The organism is Salinisphaera sp. T31B1 (genome assembly GCF_040361275.1).
Classification (GTDB): Bacteria; Pseudomonadota; Gammaproteobacteria; order Nevskiales; family Salinisphaeraceae; genus Salinisphaera.
The window spans coordinates 165053-180063 of sequence record NZ_APNH01000006.1 but is presented as its reverse complement, the minus strand read 5'-3'; the positions used below and the strand labels follow the sequence as shown (position 1 = coordinate 180063).

The 15011-nt window shown below is 60.3% G+C and carries 17 protein-coding genes and 1 pseudogene; 16 read left to right on the top strand and 2 right to left on the bottom strand.

From position 1 onward, the window contains the following. The 4 genes from T31B1_RS19685 to T31B1_RS19670 form a co-directional block, all read left to right on the top strand. On the top strand, positions 1-286 hold a 286-nt coding region (locus T31B1_RS19685; protein ID WP_353251222.1), incomplete at its 5' end, for a DJ-1/PfpI family protein. A gap of 117 nt (positions 287-403) precedes the next feature. Continuing rightward, positions 404-1117, top strand: coding sequence for a type 1 glutamine amidotransferase domain-containing protein (locus T31B1_RS19680; protein ID WP_353251221.1), 714 nt, complete (start codon positions 404-406; stop codon positions 1115-1117). A 71-nt stretch (positions 1118-1188) separates the two neighbouring features. After that, positions 1189-2358: an oxidoreductase gene (locus tag T31B1_RS19675; RefSeq protein WP_353251220.1), complete on the top strand. Its 1170-nt coding sequence runs from the start codon at positions 1189-1191 to the stop codon at positions 2356-2358. A gap of 219 nt (positions 2359-2577) precedes the next feature. Next, on the top strand, positions 2578-2814 hold the full coding sequence (locus tag T31B1_RS19670) for a ferritin family protein (RefSeq protein WP_353251219.1): 237 nt from the start codon (positions 2578-2580) through the stop codon (positions 2812-2814). A gap of 30 nt (positions 2815-2844) precedes the next feature. On the opposite strand, the gene T31B1_RS19665 is transcribed toward T31B1_RS19670, so the two are convergent. After that, positions 2845-3252, bottom strand: coding sequence for a MerR family transcriptional regulator (locus T31B1_RS19665; protein ID WP_037333463.1), 408 nt, complete (start codon positions 3250-3252; stop codon positions 2845-2847). Between the two features lie 88 nt (positions 3253-3340). Between T31B1_RS19665 and lnt the strand changes: the two genes are divergently transcribed. The 9 genes from lnt (at position 3341) to T31B1_RS19620 (ending at position 13469) form a co-directional block, all read left to right on the top strand. After that, complete coding sequence (gene lnt, locus T31B1_RS19660; protein WP_084188391.1) at positions 3341-4882, top strand: apolipoprotein N-acyltransferase; 1542 nt, start codon at positions 3341-3343, stop codon at positions 4880-4882. Between the two features lie 98 nt (positions 4883-4980). Continuing rightward, the gene (locus T31B1_RS19655; RefSeq protein ID WP_037333461.1) at positions 4981-5619 is read left to right on the top strand and encodes a cation efflux transmembrane domain-containing protein; all 639 of its coding nucleotides are present in this window, start codon (positions 4981-4983) and stop codon (positions 5617-5619) included. Positions 5620-5678: 59 nt separating this feature from the next. Next, positions 5679-6308 (top strand): cation diffusion facilitator family transporter, encoded by a 630-nt coding sequence (locus tag T31B1_RS19650; protein WP_037333458.1) that lies wholly within the window; start codon positions 5679-5681, stop codon positions 6306-6308. A 42-nt stretch (positions 6309-6350) separates the two neighbouring features. Beyond that, the gene (lspA, locus tag T31B1_RS19645; protein ID WP_051882802.1) at positions 6351-6854 is read left to right on the top strand and encodes a signal peptidase II; all 504 of its coding nucleotides are present in this window, start codon (positions 6351-6353) and stop codon (positions 6852-6854) included. Then, positions 6835-7227 carry a hypothetical protein gene (locus tag T31B1_RS19640; protein ID WP_111747200.1) on the top strand — a complete coding sequence of 131 codons (393 nt, stop codon included), beginning with the start codon at positions 6835-6837 and terminating at the stop codon, positions 7225-7227. The genes lspA and T31B1_RS19640 overlap by 20 nt, the downstream gene beginning before the upstream one ends. Before the next feature lie 75 nt (positions 7228-7302). Continuing rightward, a complete protein-coding gene (locus T31B1_RS19635; RefSeq protein ID WP_037333456.1) occupies positions 7303-8931 on the top strand; it encodes a multicopper oxidase family protein in 1629 nt (542 codons plus the stop codon). Positions 8932-9024: 93 nt separating this feature from the next. Beyond that, complete coding sequence (locus tag T31B1_RS19630) at positions 9025-9660, top strand: peroxiredoxin (protein ID WP_037333454.1); 636 nt, start codon at positions 9025-9027, stop codon at positions 9658-9660. 276 nt (positions 9661-9936) lie between these two features. Then, complete coding sequence (locus tag T31B1_RS19625; protein WP_037333451.1) at positions 9937-10497, top strand: recombinase family protein; 561 nt, start codon at positions 9937-9939, stop codon at positions 10495-10497. 2 nt (positions 10498-10499) lie between these two features. Beyond that, the gene (locus tag T31B1_RS19620; protein ID WP_037333449.1) at positions 10500-13469 is read left to right on the top strand and encodes a Tn3 family transposase; all 2970 of its coding nucleotides are present in this window, start codon (positions 10500-10502) and stop codon (positions 13467-13469) included. Here the strand turns inward: T31B1_RS19620 and T31B1_RS20090 are convergent. Beyond that, complete coding sequence (locus tag T31B1_RS20090) at positions 13359-14108, bottom strand: hypothetical protein (RefSeq protein ID WP_502951054.1); 750 nt, start codon at positions 14106-14108, stop codon at positions 13359-13361. The genes T31B1_RS19620 and T31B1_RS20090 overlap by 111 nt on opposite strands. 13 nt (positions 14109-14121) lie before the next feature. Here T31B1_RS20090 and T31B1_RS19610 point away from each other — a divergent pair, with 13 nt between their 5' ends. The 3 genes and pseudogenes from T31B1_RS19610 to T31B1_RS19600 form a co-directional block, all read left to right on the top strand. Beyond that, entirely contained in the window at positions 14122-14250 is a 129-nt protein-coding gene (locus T31B1_RS19610; protein WP_281273033.1) for a hypothetical protein, read from the top strand. A 46-nt stretch (positions 14251-14296) separates the two neighbouring features. After that, entirely contained in the window at positions 14297-14494 is a 198-nt protein-coding gene (locus T31B1_RS19605) for a hypothetical protein (RefSeq protein WP_348762101.1), read from the top strand. A 51-nt stretch (positions 14495-14545) separates the two neighbouring features. Further along, positions 14546-14802 (top strand): annotated as a pseudogene (locus T31B1_RS19600) (Tn3 family transposase); the annotation flags it as partial. Between the last annotated feature and the right edge of the window lie 209 nt (positions 14803-15011).

Sequence of the window (15011 nt, the reverse complement as noted above, 5' to 3'; positions counted from 1 at the left end):
GCTGGCGTTCGTCCGCGCGTTCTTTGAAGCCGGCAAGCCGGTCGCCGCGATCTGCCATGCGCCCTGGACGCTGATCGACGCCCAGCAGGTCGCCGGCAAGCGCATGACCTCATTTCACACGCTGCAGACCGATCTGAAAAACGCCGGCGCGAACTGGGTGGACGAAGAAGTGGTCGTCGACCAGGGTCTGGTCACCAGCCGCAGCCCCGACGATATCCCGGCGTTCAACGCCAAGATGGTCGAGGAATTCGCCGAAGGCAAGCATCGCCCGTCGACCACCGGTTAGTGATCGCCAATCCGGCTTGCCGGCCCTCCAATCGAAAATCTCTGTTTACCTGATTGATGATGGGCCGGCGCGCGCGAGCTGCCGGAGTGTAACCCCCGACTCACCCGAGAGGATATTATGAAAATACTCATGGTTTTGACCTCGCACGACCAACTCGGCGATACCGGCAAGCCCACCGGCTTCTGGCTGGAGGAATTCGCCGCACCCTACTATGTCTTCATCGACGCCGGAGCCGAAGTGGCGCTGGCTTCACCGGCCGGCGGCCAGCCGCCGGTCGACCCGGCCAGCGACAGCGAAGACGCCCAGACCGAGGCCACCCGTCGCTTCAAGCAAGACGGCGACGCGCAAGCCGCGCTGGCGGACACCGCCAAGCTGGCTGATGTGGCCGAAGACGATTTCGACGGCGTGTTCTATCCCGGCGGCCACGGCCCGCTCTGGGATCTGGCCGAGGACAGCGATTCCATAGCCCTGATCGAAACCACCCACGCCGCCGGCCTGCCGCTAGCCCTGGTTTGCCACGCTCCTGGCGTGCTGCGTAAAACCAAAGACGCCGACGGCGCGCCACTGGTCAAAGGCAAATCCGTGACCGGGTTCACCAACAGCGAGGAACAAGGCGCGGGCCTGACCGACGTGGTGCCGTTTTTGGTCGAGGATTCGCTCAAGGACAACGGCGGTCGTTATTCCAAGGGCGAAGACTGGGCGTCGCACGTCGTCACCGAAAACAACCTGATTACCGGCCAGAATCCGGCGTCCTCGGCGGACGCGGCGCAGGCGCTGCTCGAGCAGATCCGTCAGCGCGTCGGTTCTCGCGATACCGCGCCTGCACGATGATCTCCAACGAGCCGCCGCGCCAGTAGGCACGAAAAAGCAGTTCGTCGAGCAATTCCTCAAGAGAAATCAACATGACACAAACCCAGCCCCTACCCGGAAGCGAACACTACTCCACCCTGTTTTCGCCGATTCGCATCGATTCACTGGCACTGGACAATCGCGCCACGGTGGCCCCGATGACCCGCACCAGCGCCCATCCCGACGGCCGACCGACCGAGCAGATGGTCGAGTATTACCGCCGCTATGCCCGCGGCGGTTTCGGCCTGGTGATTACCGAAGGCACGTTCACCGATACGGCCTACAGCCGCGGCTATTATCGCCAGCCGGGGATTGCCACGGAGGCGCACGCCGCGGCCTGGCAGCCGGTGGTCGACGCGGTCCACGACGCCGGCGCACGGTTCGTCATGCAGCTCATGCACGCCGGCGCGCAGTCGCAGTACAACGACTATGCCGACGTGAACGTCGGGCCGTCGGCGGTTGCACCCTATGGCGAAACCAATCCGATCTACCACGGCAACGGCGAGCCGTATCCGGTGCCCGAAGCGCTGACCGAAACCGGCATCATCGAGGTGATCGACGGTTTCGTGGCCGCGGCCCAGCGCGCGATGCAAACCGGCTTCGACGGCGTGGAAATTCACGGCGCCAACGGTTATCTGCTCGATGAGTTCATCACCGCTTATCACAACCAACGCGACGACGAGTACGGCGGCGATATCGGCAACCGCGTGCGCATGGTCCGGCGCGTGGTGCAAAGCGTGCGCGACGCGGTGGGCCGCGACTTCGCAGTCGGCGTGCGTCTATCGCAGACCAAGATCGCCGATATCAATTATCGCTGGGACGGTCCGGACGACGCCGCCGTGATTTTTCGTGCCATGGCCGAGGCCGGCGCGAGTTATATCCACGTCACCGGCGCCGGCGCGGTCGATCCGGCTTTTTCCGACGACGGCCCGAGCTTGGCCGAACTGGCCGCCGAACACGGCGGCGGCATCGCGGTGATCGCCAACGGCAAACTACACGACGGCGGTAAGGCCGAAGACCAACTCGTGTCCGGCGGCGCCAGCCTGGTCGCGGTCGGGCGCGGGGCATTGGTCAACGCCGACTGGCCCCGGCGCATGACCGAGGGCCGCAAGCAGAACGATTTCGATCCGGACATGCTGTCGCCGCTGGCCACGCTCGACAATCAGGCTGATTGGGAAGCCAATCAGGCGGATATCTTCGAGCCTTTGCACGAATCAGATTGAGCTCAAGACGGCGGCGCCCGTGGCTAAGCCCAAGCGTTTCGATGTCGTCGTCATCGTTCTATACCGGTGTGGGCTGTGTCAGCGACAAGCTGGCCGAAACCGAGTGTGCTTCGCCCGACGCGGTGACATGGCCAGCAATCGCCGGGAAGATCACAAGATCAGCATGCTTGCGCTCTACCTGAACCAGAACTTCATGGTCTATATCAAAAGGAGTACGTTATGACGACCAAAACAGCGGCATCGACACGCACGGGTGGTGCCACACCCTCCGAGCGCACCCCCGCGAACACCAAGCTCTATCGCACCAAGAATGACCTGCCGCCGGCGACCCGGGCTCAGGTCGCGGACTTGCTCAATCAACGGCTCGCCGACTGTATTGACCTCCAGACCCAATGCAAACAAGCCCACTGGAACCTGAAGGGGTCAACTCACGAAACGGAAAAAATCGTACGCTAAGCCGCGCCGCTAGCACGCGGCGCATAATAGCTACTCGTGATTCGCCAAGCACTCGACAATGCGGCAATCCCCAATTCGACCCCCGTTGCAGGCATGGAGCATATCCTCCAGTGATTCTTCCAGCGCGTGCAGGGCCGCAAGCTTGCCCCGCACGGATTCAAGATGCTTTCCCGCCAGCCGCGCCACGTCTTCACAGGAAGCATCGCGTTGATCCGCTTGTTTCAGCAGCGTGCGCACATCGTTTTGACTGAACCCCATTTCCCGGCAGCGCTTGATGAACGTAAGCCGTTCGACGTGTGGCGGGCCGTAGTGGCGCTGGCCACCCTCACTGCGGCCCGCTTCCGGCAGCAAACCTATATCGCCATAGTAACGGATCGTGGCCGCCCCCACGCCTGTGCGTCGAGCCAGATCGCCAATACGCAGATCGGATTGCGTCATGAATACCTCGTGCTTGAAACTCTAGCAACTAGAGGATTTACTGTGCGGTTTCTGTCGCCCGCTGGCAAATCAAGCGTAGGGAGATCGCGTGTACAAGCAAGCCTCGATCAGCCATGTGTCGGCGCGCAACGCGACAGTATTTTCGGGCATGTGCGCGATGTATGCCTTGGCGTTGCTTGCTGGCGCCGTCCTGCCGCTGGCTTTCGCGCCGTTGGGTTGGTATTGGCTCGCCGTGCTGTCGCCGGCTGTTCTATTCCTACTGGCCGCCCGTCTACCGAAACGCCAGGCGCTCTGGGCGAGCTATTTCTTCGGTCTGGGTTACTTCGGCGTAGGCGTGTCCTGGGTGTTTATCAGCATAAGTCGCTATGGCAGCGGGCCTGTGATTGCCATGCTCGTCACTGTGGGCTTTGTGGCGTTGTTGGCCTTGTTCCCGTGGTCAGCGATATTTCTCGTGCGCACCTTATGCCCGCGGATGGGTGGTTTCGCACTATGGCTTGGATTGCCGGCGGCATGGGTATTGAGCGAATGGGCCCGGCTCTGGTTCCTGACCGGCTTTCCTTGGCTTTTTCTAGGTTACAGCCAGATCGGCACACCGTTTGCCGCAATCGCGCCGGTTTTTGGCGTGCTGGGCGTGAGCTTTGTGGTGGCCGTGATGGCAGGGGCTCTGGCGTGGACGGCGCTTCGTTTCAGTTTGCGGCGCCTGGCCATCGCCAGCGGCGCACTGGTGGCGCTATTGCTCGGCGCATCACTGCTTGATCGTGAATGGACCGAGCCGGTAGCCAAGCCACTGTCCATCGCACTCGTGCAGGGGAATGTGGAACAAGACAGGAAGTGGAAGCCGGAGGCGCTCGCGTTCACCTTGGGGCGCTATCGAGCGCTTACCCAACCCTACGCGGGAACCGACCTTATCGTCTGGCCGGAAACCGCCGTGCCGGCGTGGTTCGATCAAGCCTCTGAATATTTAGACCGACTCCAAACACGCCTTGGCGCACGCGGATCGACCCTGATACTCGGGATTCCCGTACGCACCGACCAAGGCCAGGCATACAATGCCGCCGTCAGTTTGGCTCGTCCGCGTCGCTTCTATTACAAGCGCCATCTGGTGCCCTTCGGTGAATACGTCCCACTGCGCGGACTGGTCGGTCCATGGCTCAATATCCTGGGCGCACCGCTAAAAGACTTCAGTGCAGGCCAGCAACCGCGACTGCTATATGCCTCCGGCGTGCCCATCGGTGCATTGATTTGCTTTGATGTGGCGTTCGGCGCTGAAGTCGCCGACCTGCTCCCGGCCGCGCAGTTGTTGGTCAACCTGAGTAACGACGCCTGGTTCGGGGATTCTCTCGGGCCGCATCAACATCTGCAAATTGCGCAAATGCGCGCCATTGAGACTGGGCGTCCGCTCTTACGATCAACCAACACCGGGCTCACGGCGGTAATCGATCACAACGGTCAACTGCTGGCGCGCGCGCCACAATTCGAGCCGACTGTTTTGCCGGCAGAGGTCACACCGCGCACGGGGAGCACGCCCTATGTCCGCTGGCGGGATAAGCCAGTGCTGGCTTTCATTGGGATCGCGCTGAGCGTGCTCGTTGGGGTAGGGAGAAAAGGCAAACGAAATTCTTCGCGCTGATCGCTTGACCCTCTAGTGGCTAGAGGTTCTAGGATCATGATACAGAAATCACAGTCGATACTCGACTGCGCCGATGTTTGCGAAGAAGAGGACATGAAATGAGCGATTGCGGCTGTCACGTCGAAGCGAGCAACGAGGACGAGCGCCGAATTCTACGGATCGCCCTGGCGCTCAACGCCACGATGTTCGTGGTCGGCATCACGGCCGGCCTTATCGCCCAGTCTATGGGGCTGGTCGCCGATTCGTTGGATATGCTGGCGGACGCCAGCGCCTATGCGATCGGCTTGGTCGCCATGACACGCAGTGCACGCTTCAAGGCCTCTGCGGGTCAATTGAGCGGGTCGATACTATTGCTGCTGGGTTTAGCCGTGCTGGCCGGCGTCGTATGGCGTGCGGTCATGGGCAGCGAACCCGAGGGCTCTTGGATGATCGGGATCGCTTTTGTGTCGCTCGCCGTCAACACCATCGTTCTCCGGTTGCTGGGGCGTTTTCGCCAGAGCGAGGTGCATCTGCGGGCGACCTGGCTATTCACCCGGGTCGATGTAATCGCCAATGTGGCGGTGATCCTGTCCGGCGTGCTGGTGCTGGTTCTGAACAATGCCGCGCCTGATCTGGTCATTGGCACCGCACTGGGTCTCTATATTATCAAGGAGGCGATCGGCATCGTGCGCGAGGCACGCGAGGAACGAAAAAATACGCTTGGCGACCAGACAGCGCATCAGTCTCCGTCGCAATAAGAAACGTTCGATCCTCCCATTGATTGGAAGGTCCGTTCATACCATTGGGGTAACACGCGATGGCCGATTGCGGCTGTGAATTCGAGGCCAAAGACCAGGCTCAACAAAAGGCGCTCTACTGGCTGTTGGCGATCAACGGCGTCATGTTTCTGGCTGAATTCGCGATTGGTTTGCTGGGCGGCTCGACCGCACTGATCGCCGATTCACTCGACAACTTCGCCGATGCGGCGGTTTATTCTGCCGGGCTGTATGCGGTCGGACGCGCCGCTCAGCACAAGGCGCGCGCCGCTTCCATTGGCGGCGTCGTGCAAATATTGCTCGCGTTGTTCGCCGTGGGTGAGGTGGTTCGGCGAACCCTGATGGGCAGCAATCCCGAGCCCAGCTACATGGTGCTGATGGGCGTGGCTGCACTCGTCGCCAATACGGCCTGTTTGCTTATCATCGCACGCCACCGACAAGGCGATGTGCATATGCGCGCGAGCTGGATATTTTCGGCCAACGATGTGATCGCCAATGTCGGCGTCATCATCGGCGGCGCGCTTGTCTATTACTTCGACACGCGTTACCCCGATCTCATTATCGGTCTGGTCGTTGGTTTTATCGTCCTACGCGGCGGTGTCCGCATCCTGAAGGACGCGCGCCAAACGCGAGACGAACTTCAGGCATCATCGCCCTCAGAAGCACTTTGACGTGACGATATTTAAGCGCGATTCGGGCAGGAGGCACAGTTCGTGTCTACGGGGTCGATAGGCACGCTGAAAAGTGCTAGCCCGGCCGACAAACTGCGTTGGTTGGGGTTGTCTCTTGCGCTTCTGCTCGTAGATCAAGCAGCCAAGTACGCGGCCAGCACCTATGTTGACTATGGCGAGCGCAGAGCCGTCACAGAATTTTTTAGCTGGACACACCGTCACAATACGGGTGCCGCATTCAGCTTTCTGGCCGATGCCGGTGGGTGGCAGCGGGCATTCCTGATCGGTGTCGCCGTTGTTATATCAGCCTCGCTGCTGGGCTGGCTGTGGCGCGGGGTGACTTCGCAAGGTCAAGCGATCGCGCTCAGTGCGATTTTAGGCGGTGCGCTGGGTAACTTGACGGATCGCCTGCTACGCGGCCATGTCGTCGACTTTCTCGATTTCCATTACGCACAGTACCACTGGCCGGCATTCAACCTGGCCGATGTCTGGATCACAACCGGCGCTGCATTACTGATGTGGGCACATGCACAATACCGCGAGTGAGCGTATCGGCCGGATCGTTGAGTTCCGGCTCGGGCTGCCTGAATCCCCACCGCTGGCCGGGCATGCTGGAGTAATTTTGAACGACAAGTACCGCACGATACCTAAATTCCTACCGGCCAAAAGCATGGAAAACACCATGAAACTGTTCGTAGCATTGCTGTTGAGCGTGCTGGGCGTCCTCGTGGGGATCGCCCCTGCCGCGGGTCAGACCGGCCCGGGCCGCATGGGCGACGGCGATCTGATGAACGGATCGATGATGCAATGCGGGATGATGGGCGGCCCGATGATGATCGCCTGGCTATTGTTCGTACTCCTTGTCCTTGTCGTGCTGGTGCTAGCCATCGTGGCGCTGATCAAATACCTGCGTAGTTGAGCAACTCCAGGATCCGATGGGCCCATCATTCCCCTGAATCACTGAAAGCGAGCCCGGCTCAAGAGCGAATCTCCTATGACGACGATCGACCTGAAACGCCGCATGCTGTTGCGGTCCGTGGGCGGCCTCGCGGGTATCACCGTTTTGGCGCCCACAGCCCTATTGACGGCATATCACGACACAGCAGTCGCAGGTACAAATCGCGATGGCGCGGCTCATTACGGCCTCGAAAACGGCCCGTTCGACGTCGACATCCGGCTGCGTGCGCAGCCGCACACGGCGCCCATTCTCCCCGGGACGCCCAGCGAGGTCTGGCGCTATACGGCCGAGCTGCGCAACGGTCCCGCGGATACCATCACCCCGGTGGGCGGCAGCTACACCGGCCCGTTGATCCGGCTGCGCCGCGGCCAGCGTTTCCACGCCCGGCTGGAGAACGGCCTGCCGGAGGACACCACCGTGCATTGGCACGGCCTGCACGTGCCGTCGGATGTGGATGGCCAGCCGCGGCTGCCGATCAAGCCCGGCGAGGCGATGACTGTCGCCTTCGATGTCGTCGATCGCGCTGGGCTGTATTGGTACCACCCGCATCCACACGGCCCTAATGGTGGCCGAGTCGGCTTTCAATCCTATGCCGGGCTGGCCGGGCCGCTGGTCATCGAGGACGAGGCTGAACGCGCGCTCGGCCTGCCGGCCGGGGAGCGGGAAATGTTCCTGGTCATCCAGGACCGCAGTTTCGCCGGCGACAACGAGTTGACCTATCTCGACAGCGGCATGGGCACCATGATGACCCGCATGCGCGGCTTCCTCGGCGACCGCATCCTGGTCAACGGACAACCGGATACGGCACGCGAAGTCGCCACCCGACCGTACCGTCTACGCATACTCAACGGCTCCAATTCGCGTATCTACAAACTGGCGTGGAGCGACGGCCGCCCCATGACCGTGCTCGGTACCGACGGCGGCCTGCTGGGTGCGCCGCGTCAATACCCGTTCGTTACCCTGGCGCCGGCCCAACGTATCGATCTGTGGGTGGATTTGTCCGCCAACGAGCCCGGCGATGAATTGCACCTGCTCAGCGACAGCTACCAAGCCGGGATGATGGGTGACGGCATGGGCGACGGTTGCAAGAGAGGTAGTCGTAGGGGCGGCAGGATGGGAAACATGATGGGTGGCTCGGAACTGCCAGCCGGCGCCCGCTTCGACATACTCCCCCTGCGTGTAACGCGGCGCGAACGCGGCAACGAACGACTGCCCAAACGTCTCGCCGAGGATTTGCAGGCGCCGCCGGTCGAGCGCGACGCCCCGGTACGCCGGTTCAAACTGAGCATGGTGATGATGCGTGGCTTCGCCATCAACGGCCGCCAATTCGAAGGTGCCACCGTGGCCGACGACGAAATCGTGCACTTGGGAAGCACCGAGGTCTGGGAGTTTGTCAACGACTCCATGATGCCGCATCCCATGCACGTGCACGGGCTGCAGTTTGCGGTCGTCGGGCGAGAGCAAATCGGCGGCGGCCGGGGCTGGAGCGGTCTGGCGGCCGGACTGGTCGATTCCGGGCTACACGACACGGTACTCGTCCTCCCGGGCGAACGCGTACGCATCGCGTTGACCTTCGCCGACTTCGAGGGGCTTTATTTGTATCACTGCCACAACATGGAGCACGAGGACAACGGCATGATGCGGTATTACCGCGTGCGTGCCTGATGATACTTATCGCTATCTCAGGAGGTAGTTATGTGACGCGCAAGCAGAGTCGTCATTATCGAATTTTCAATCTCAGAACATAGGAGTGACATCATGAGTTTACGTCTAGGCGATACCGCCCCCGACTTCACGGCGGATACTACAGAAGGCCAGATCAATTTCCACAAATGGCTCGGCGACGGCTGGGGCATGTTGATGTCGCATCCGGCGGATTTCACGCCGGTCTGCACCACCGAGCTGGGCGCGGTCGGCGGCCTCAAGGAACAGTTCGCCAAGCGCGACACTAAAGCCATCGTGGTATCGGTGGACTCGGTGGAGGATCACAAGCTTTGGTCGAGCGATATCGAGGAAACCCAGGGCTGCGCCGTGAATTTCCCGATTATCGGTGATGCGGATCGCAAGGTCGCCGAACTCTACGGCATGATCCACCCCAACGCCGGGGACACGTCCACCGTGCGCTCAGTGTTCATCATCGATCCGAACAAGAAGATCCGCATGACGCTGACTTATCCGAAGAGCGCCGGGCGCAACTTCGATGAGATCCTGCGTGTGATCGACTCGCTGCAGCTGACCGACAATTACAAGGTGACCACGCCGGCGAACTGGCAGGACGGCGACGACGTGATCGTATCGCCCGCGCTGTCCAACGAGGAGGCCGAAAAACTCTTCCCCGCCGGCTGGAACGAACTCAAGCCCTATCTGCGCATGACCAAGCAGCCCAACAAGTAATGTGCAGAATGCACTATATAAGCGATCACCCGGGCACACCTAACTTTTGTGCCCGGATTTTGGACTTGGCCGAGCTTGAATCCGTACCTAACGCTACGCCTCTCGACTACTGGGAACGCAATACCTTGCGCTAGTGCGTCAAGGTAAAGCACACCCTATCCGGACGTCAGGGGTCGGATTGTAAAACTGTCAGAATAGGGTCAAATTTAATAATCATTGACGCACGTTACCAAGGGTCATAGAGTTCATTCTGACACTTTGGCTCGGGAAGGCATTTTGGACGGTCACCGCATTGGTTATATCCGAGTTAGCAGCCTCGATCAGAATCCCGATCGCCAGCTTGAGCAGGTTGCGGTGGATCGGGTATTCACAGATAAGGCATCGGGTAAGGATACCCACCGGCCCGAGTTGGATCGGCTGATCGCTTTTGTCCGGGAGGGCGATACCGTCGTCGTTCATAGCATGGACCGCCTGGCCCGGAATCTCGACGATTTACGCCGTCTGGTCCATGCGCTGACTGAACGCGGCGTATGCATCGAGTTCGTCAAAGAGAATCTGACCTTCACCGGCGAGGCGTCGCCGATGGCCAATCTTATGCTGTCCGTCATGGGTGCATTCGCCGAGTTCGAGCGCGCGTTGATTGGCGAGCGTCAACGCGAAGGCATCGCCTTGGCTAAAAAGCGTGGAGCGTATCGGGGGCGCAAGAAAGCCCTCTCATCCAACAGGATTGCTGAGCTTCGGCAGCGCGTCGCGAATGGCGAGCAAAAAGCCAAGCTGGCTCGGGATTTTGGTATCAGTCGTGAAACGCTCTATCAATACCTGAAGACGGATGCCTGACGATGCCCCGTCGCCGCCTATTGACTGCCGCCGAACGCGCCAGCCTACTCGCCTTCCCGGCGACGGACGACGAACTCATCCGACACTACGCGTTCTCCGAGCCCGACCTGTCGGTGATCCGACAGCGGCGTGGCCAACACAATCGTTTCGGTTTCGCGGTGCAATTGTGTTACCTGCGCTATCCCGGCATCGCGCTGCCGACCGATGCCGCACCGCCTGCGTCTTTGCTGACCCTTATCGGCCAACAGTTGGATATCGAGCCCGACATTTGGTCGCAGTATGCCCAGCGGCCTGAAACACGACGTGAGCACTTGGCGGAATTGCGGGCGTGGTTGAACCTGTCGCCGTTCAGCCTCGTCGATTATCGGCGTCTCATTGATCCGATCGCTGATCTCGCTCAACAAACAGACCGAGGCATCGTTCTGGCTGAAGCGCTGGTCGAGATGCTACGACAACAACGCATCATCCTGCCGCCGCTCGATGTCCTTGAGCGCGTGTGCAGCGAAGCGCTCACGCGCGGTACCCGGCTCGTGTATGAGGCGCTGACCGAATCATTAACGGATCACCATCGCCGCGCCTTTGAGCAGCTTCTGGCGATTCGCAAGGAGAGGTCGAGCAGTGTCCTGGTTTGGCTGCGCCAGTCGCCTGGCCCGCCGAGACCCAAACATATTCTGATCCACCTCGAACGATTGCAGACCGTACGCGATCTCGACATCCCGGCCGGGCTGGAACACGCCATCCACCAGAACCGTCTGTTGAAACTGGCCCGCGAAGGCGGGCAGATGACCGCACAGCACTTGCGCGATCTGGAACCGACCCGTCGCTATGCGACGCTGGTGGCGATCATCCTCGACACCCGCGCCACGCTGATCGACGAGATCATCGATCTGCACGATCGTTTCATAGGATCGCTGTTTAACAAGGCCAAGCGCAAGCACGCGGAACAATTCCAGCGCTCCGGCAAAGACATCAATAATAAGGTGCGTCTGTACTCGCGTGTTGGGCGCGCTCTGCTCGATGCCAAACAGGCCGGCAGCGACCCATTCGCCGCGATTGAGGCGATCATGCCATGGCAGGCGTTCAGCGACAGCATCGCCGAAGCGGAGAAACTGGCGCAGTCGGAAGATTTCGACTACCTCGCCTTGATCGGTAGCGGCTTCAATTCCCTCCGACGCTATACGCCGGCGTTATTGGAAGCACTGGATATGAAGGCCGCGCCGGCGGCGCGTAATCTACTCGCCGGTATCGAATTGTTGAAAGACATGAACCAGCGCCAAGCACGGAAAGTGCCGGACGTCGCGCCGACCCGCTTCGTACGCAAGCGCTGGGAAAGCCTGGTGTTTACAACGGGTGGGATCGATCGTCGCTTCTATGAGTTGTGCGTATTATCCGAGCTCAAGAACGCTTTACGCTCGGGCGATATCTGGGTTCAGGACTCGCGCCAATTCAAGGACTTTGAGGACTATCTACTGCCGCCGACACGCTTCGCCGATCAGCGTGCGCACCAGAATCTCGGGTTGGCTGTTGAAACCGATTGCGATATTTATCTGGAATCGCGGTTGGCGCTTTTGGAGCACGAGCTTGCCACCGTTGAACGCCTGGCGGCCGCCGATGCGTTACCGGAGGCGGGTATTACGTCCGCCGGTCGCCTCAAAATCACGCCGCTGGATAACGCCGTACCCGACAGTGTCGATGCGTTGATGCAGCAGGTCTATAGCCGGTTGCCACGCCTCAAGATCACCGAACTCCTGCTGGAAGTCGATGACTGGACCGGCTTTACGCAGCACTTTAAGCATCTCAAAAGCACCGCGATCGCGAGCGATCGGCAACTACTACTCACCACGATTCTGGCCGATGCGATCAACCTGGGCCTGTCCAAGATGGCTGAATCTTGTCCCGGCACCACCTACGCCAAGTTGACTTGGCTCCAGGCCTGGCACATCCGCGATGAGACCTATTCAGCGGGGCTGGCCGAGCTGGTCAACGCCCAGTTCCGCCAGCCGTTCGCGGTCTACTGGGGCGAAGGCACCACGTCATCCTCGGACGGCCAGAATTTCAAAGCCGGTGGCCGAGGTCAGTTTGCTGGTCATGTGAACCTGAAGTATGGCCAGGAGCCGGGCGTGCAGTTCTACACGCATATCTCCGATCAGTACGCGCCGTTCCATACCAAGGTCATCAATGCCACGGTGCGGGATGCCACCCATGTATTGGACGGCCTGCTGTATCACGAGTCGGACCTGCGAATCGAAGAGCACTATACGGACACGGCCGGCTTTACCGACCATGTGTTTGCGTTGATGCAGTTGCTTGGATATCGCTTCGCGCCGCGTATTCGCGATCTGGCCGACCGGCGGCTGTATATTCACGGCGACGCCAAGCAATATCCAACGCTCGCGGGCATGATCGGCGGACGCGTTAACGTCAAACACATCCGAACACATTGGGACGAGATCCTGCGCCTGGCCGCGTCGATAAAGCAAGGCACGGTAACGGCATCTTTGATGCTCCGAAAACTCGGCAGCTATCCGCGCCAGAACGGGCTAGCTGTGGCATTGCGCGAGCTGGGCCGCATCGAGCGCACCTTGTTCGCACTCGACTGGATGCAAAACGTCGAGCTGCGCCGTCGCGTGCAGGTGGGTTTGAATAAGGGCGAGGCCAAGAACGCATTGGCCCGCGCCGTCTTCTTGAATCGCCTGGGTGAAATTCGCGATCGCAGCTACGAAAACCAGCGCTACCGCGCCAGCGGACTCAATCTCGTGGTGAGCGCCATCATTCTCTGGAACACGGTCTATATAGAGCGAGCCGTTGAAGCACTGCGCGAATCCGGGCAAGAAATCGACGACACGCTGCTGTCGCACCTGTCACCGTTGGGCTGGGAGCACATCAATCTGACCGGAGACTATATCTGGCAGCAGGATAAACGGGTCGAGCGTGGCAGATTCCGACCGCTTCGGACGCCTCGCGAGGCTTAGCGTACGATTTTTTCCGTTTCGTGAGTTGACCCCCTGAAGGGCGCGAACTTTATCGCGCTCCACAAGCTTTTTGACGAGATCAACGACTCGGTCGAAGACTACGTCGACCTTATTGCCGAGCGCATCGCGCAGTTGGGCGGCATCGCCGAAGGCACGGCCCGCGTCGTGGCCGAGCGCTCCGCTCTGGACGTCTACCCATTGGTCCTGGAAACGAGCGATGAGCATGTCGATGCATTGTCCACGGCGATTGCCGCATTCGCCCGCACTGCGCGGCTCGGCATCGACGAAATGGACGAACTCGAGGATGCCGTCAGTTCGGATATTTTGACCGAAATAACACGCGGCGTGGACCAGTGGCTCTGGTTCGTAGAGGCGCACCAGCAGGGCGAGCGAGTCGATATAAGCTGATTCGGCGACCAAGCTAATGATTTCCTGTTGTTGCTGGCGAGTGAGCTCGGGTCGTCGCCCGCCCACGCGGCCGGCGAGTCGAGCGTCCTTCAGGCGTAGCTGCACACGGTGCCGGTGTGTTGCGGTAATCGCCAACGGCGAGCTGGACGATCCCGACAAGGCCGAAGCCCAGCTCGCTTCCGGCGGCGCGAGCTTGGCCGCCGTCGCGCGCGGGGCGCTACCAAATGCCAACTGGCGACAGCGCGTGGCCGAAGACACCGCCCAGAAGGCATTCGATACCGACATGATCCAGCCGCTCGCCACACTCGACAATCAGGCGGATTGGGAAACCAACCAGGCGAATATCTTCGAGCCTTTGCACAAATCACTTTAGCTCAGAGCCTGTTCATGATTCGCACGACGCCATCGGCGGCACCTGCGTGAATTTCAGCTGCATCCTCATCAAAACCCTAATCCAGTCGGCACGCGCTGTGGATGCGATCAAAAACACTTCGCAGTTCGGCATCAACGTCGATACGTCCACTATTGACGTGGATTTCGCCCGCATCATGCGCGACATGCGCGCCGCCCGGGGAGCAACGCGCAAGGGACTCGGCAGTGGGTGGAAGACGCGATGACGTCGTTTTATACCCGTGTGCGCTTTGTCGGCAACAAGCTGGCCGAAACGAGTGTTCTTCGCACGTCGCGGCGACATGGCCAGCAATCGCCGCGAAGATCACGAGGTCAGCATGCTTGCGCTCCATCTGATCCAGAACTGCACGGTCTGCGTCAATACCCTGATGATCCAAAAGTGTTGGCTCAACCGCACTGGCAGGGACGATTCACGCCGCGAGACTACGAGGCACTGACGCCTTTGATATGGGAGCACGTTAATTCGTATGGGCGGTTCGAGCTTGATATGAACGTTCGACTGGCTTTGCTTTGACTCAGATGGCGGCCGGTGACACGACTGTTGGGTCTACCCCATCTAGCCGCGCTTTTATTCGCGATATCGGACGGTGGATTTCTTGAGGAGGATATAGCAGAGGCTATAAATCCATGGTGGAGTCGGGCTCACGCCGCTCAAATCGGCAAGTCGCTGGCCGAACTCTTAACCAGCCTTCGTGACCCCAATCGTCACGAAGGGCGAGCGGA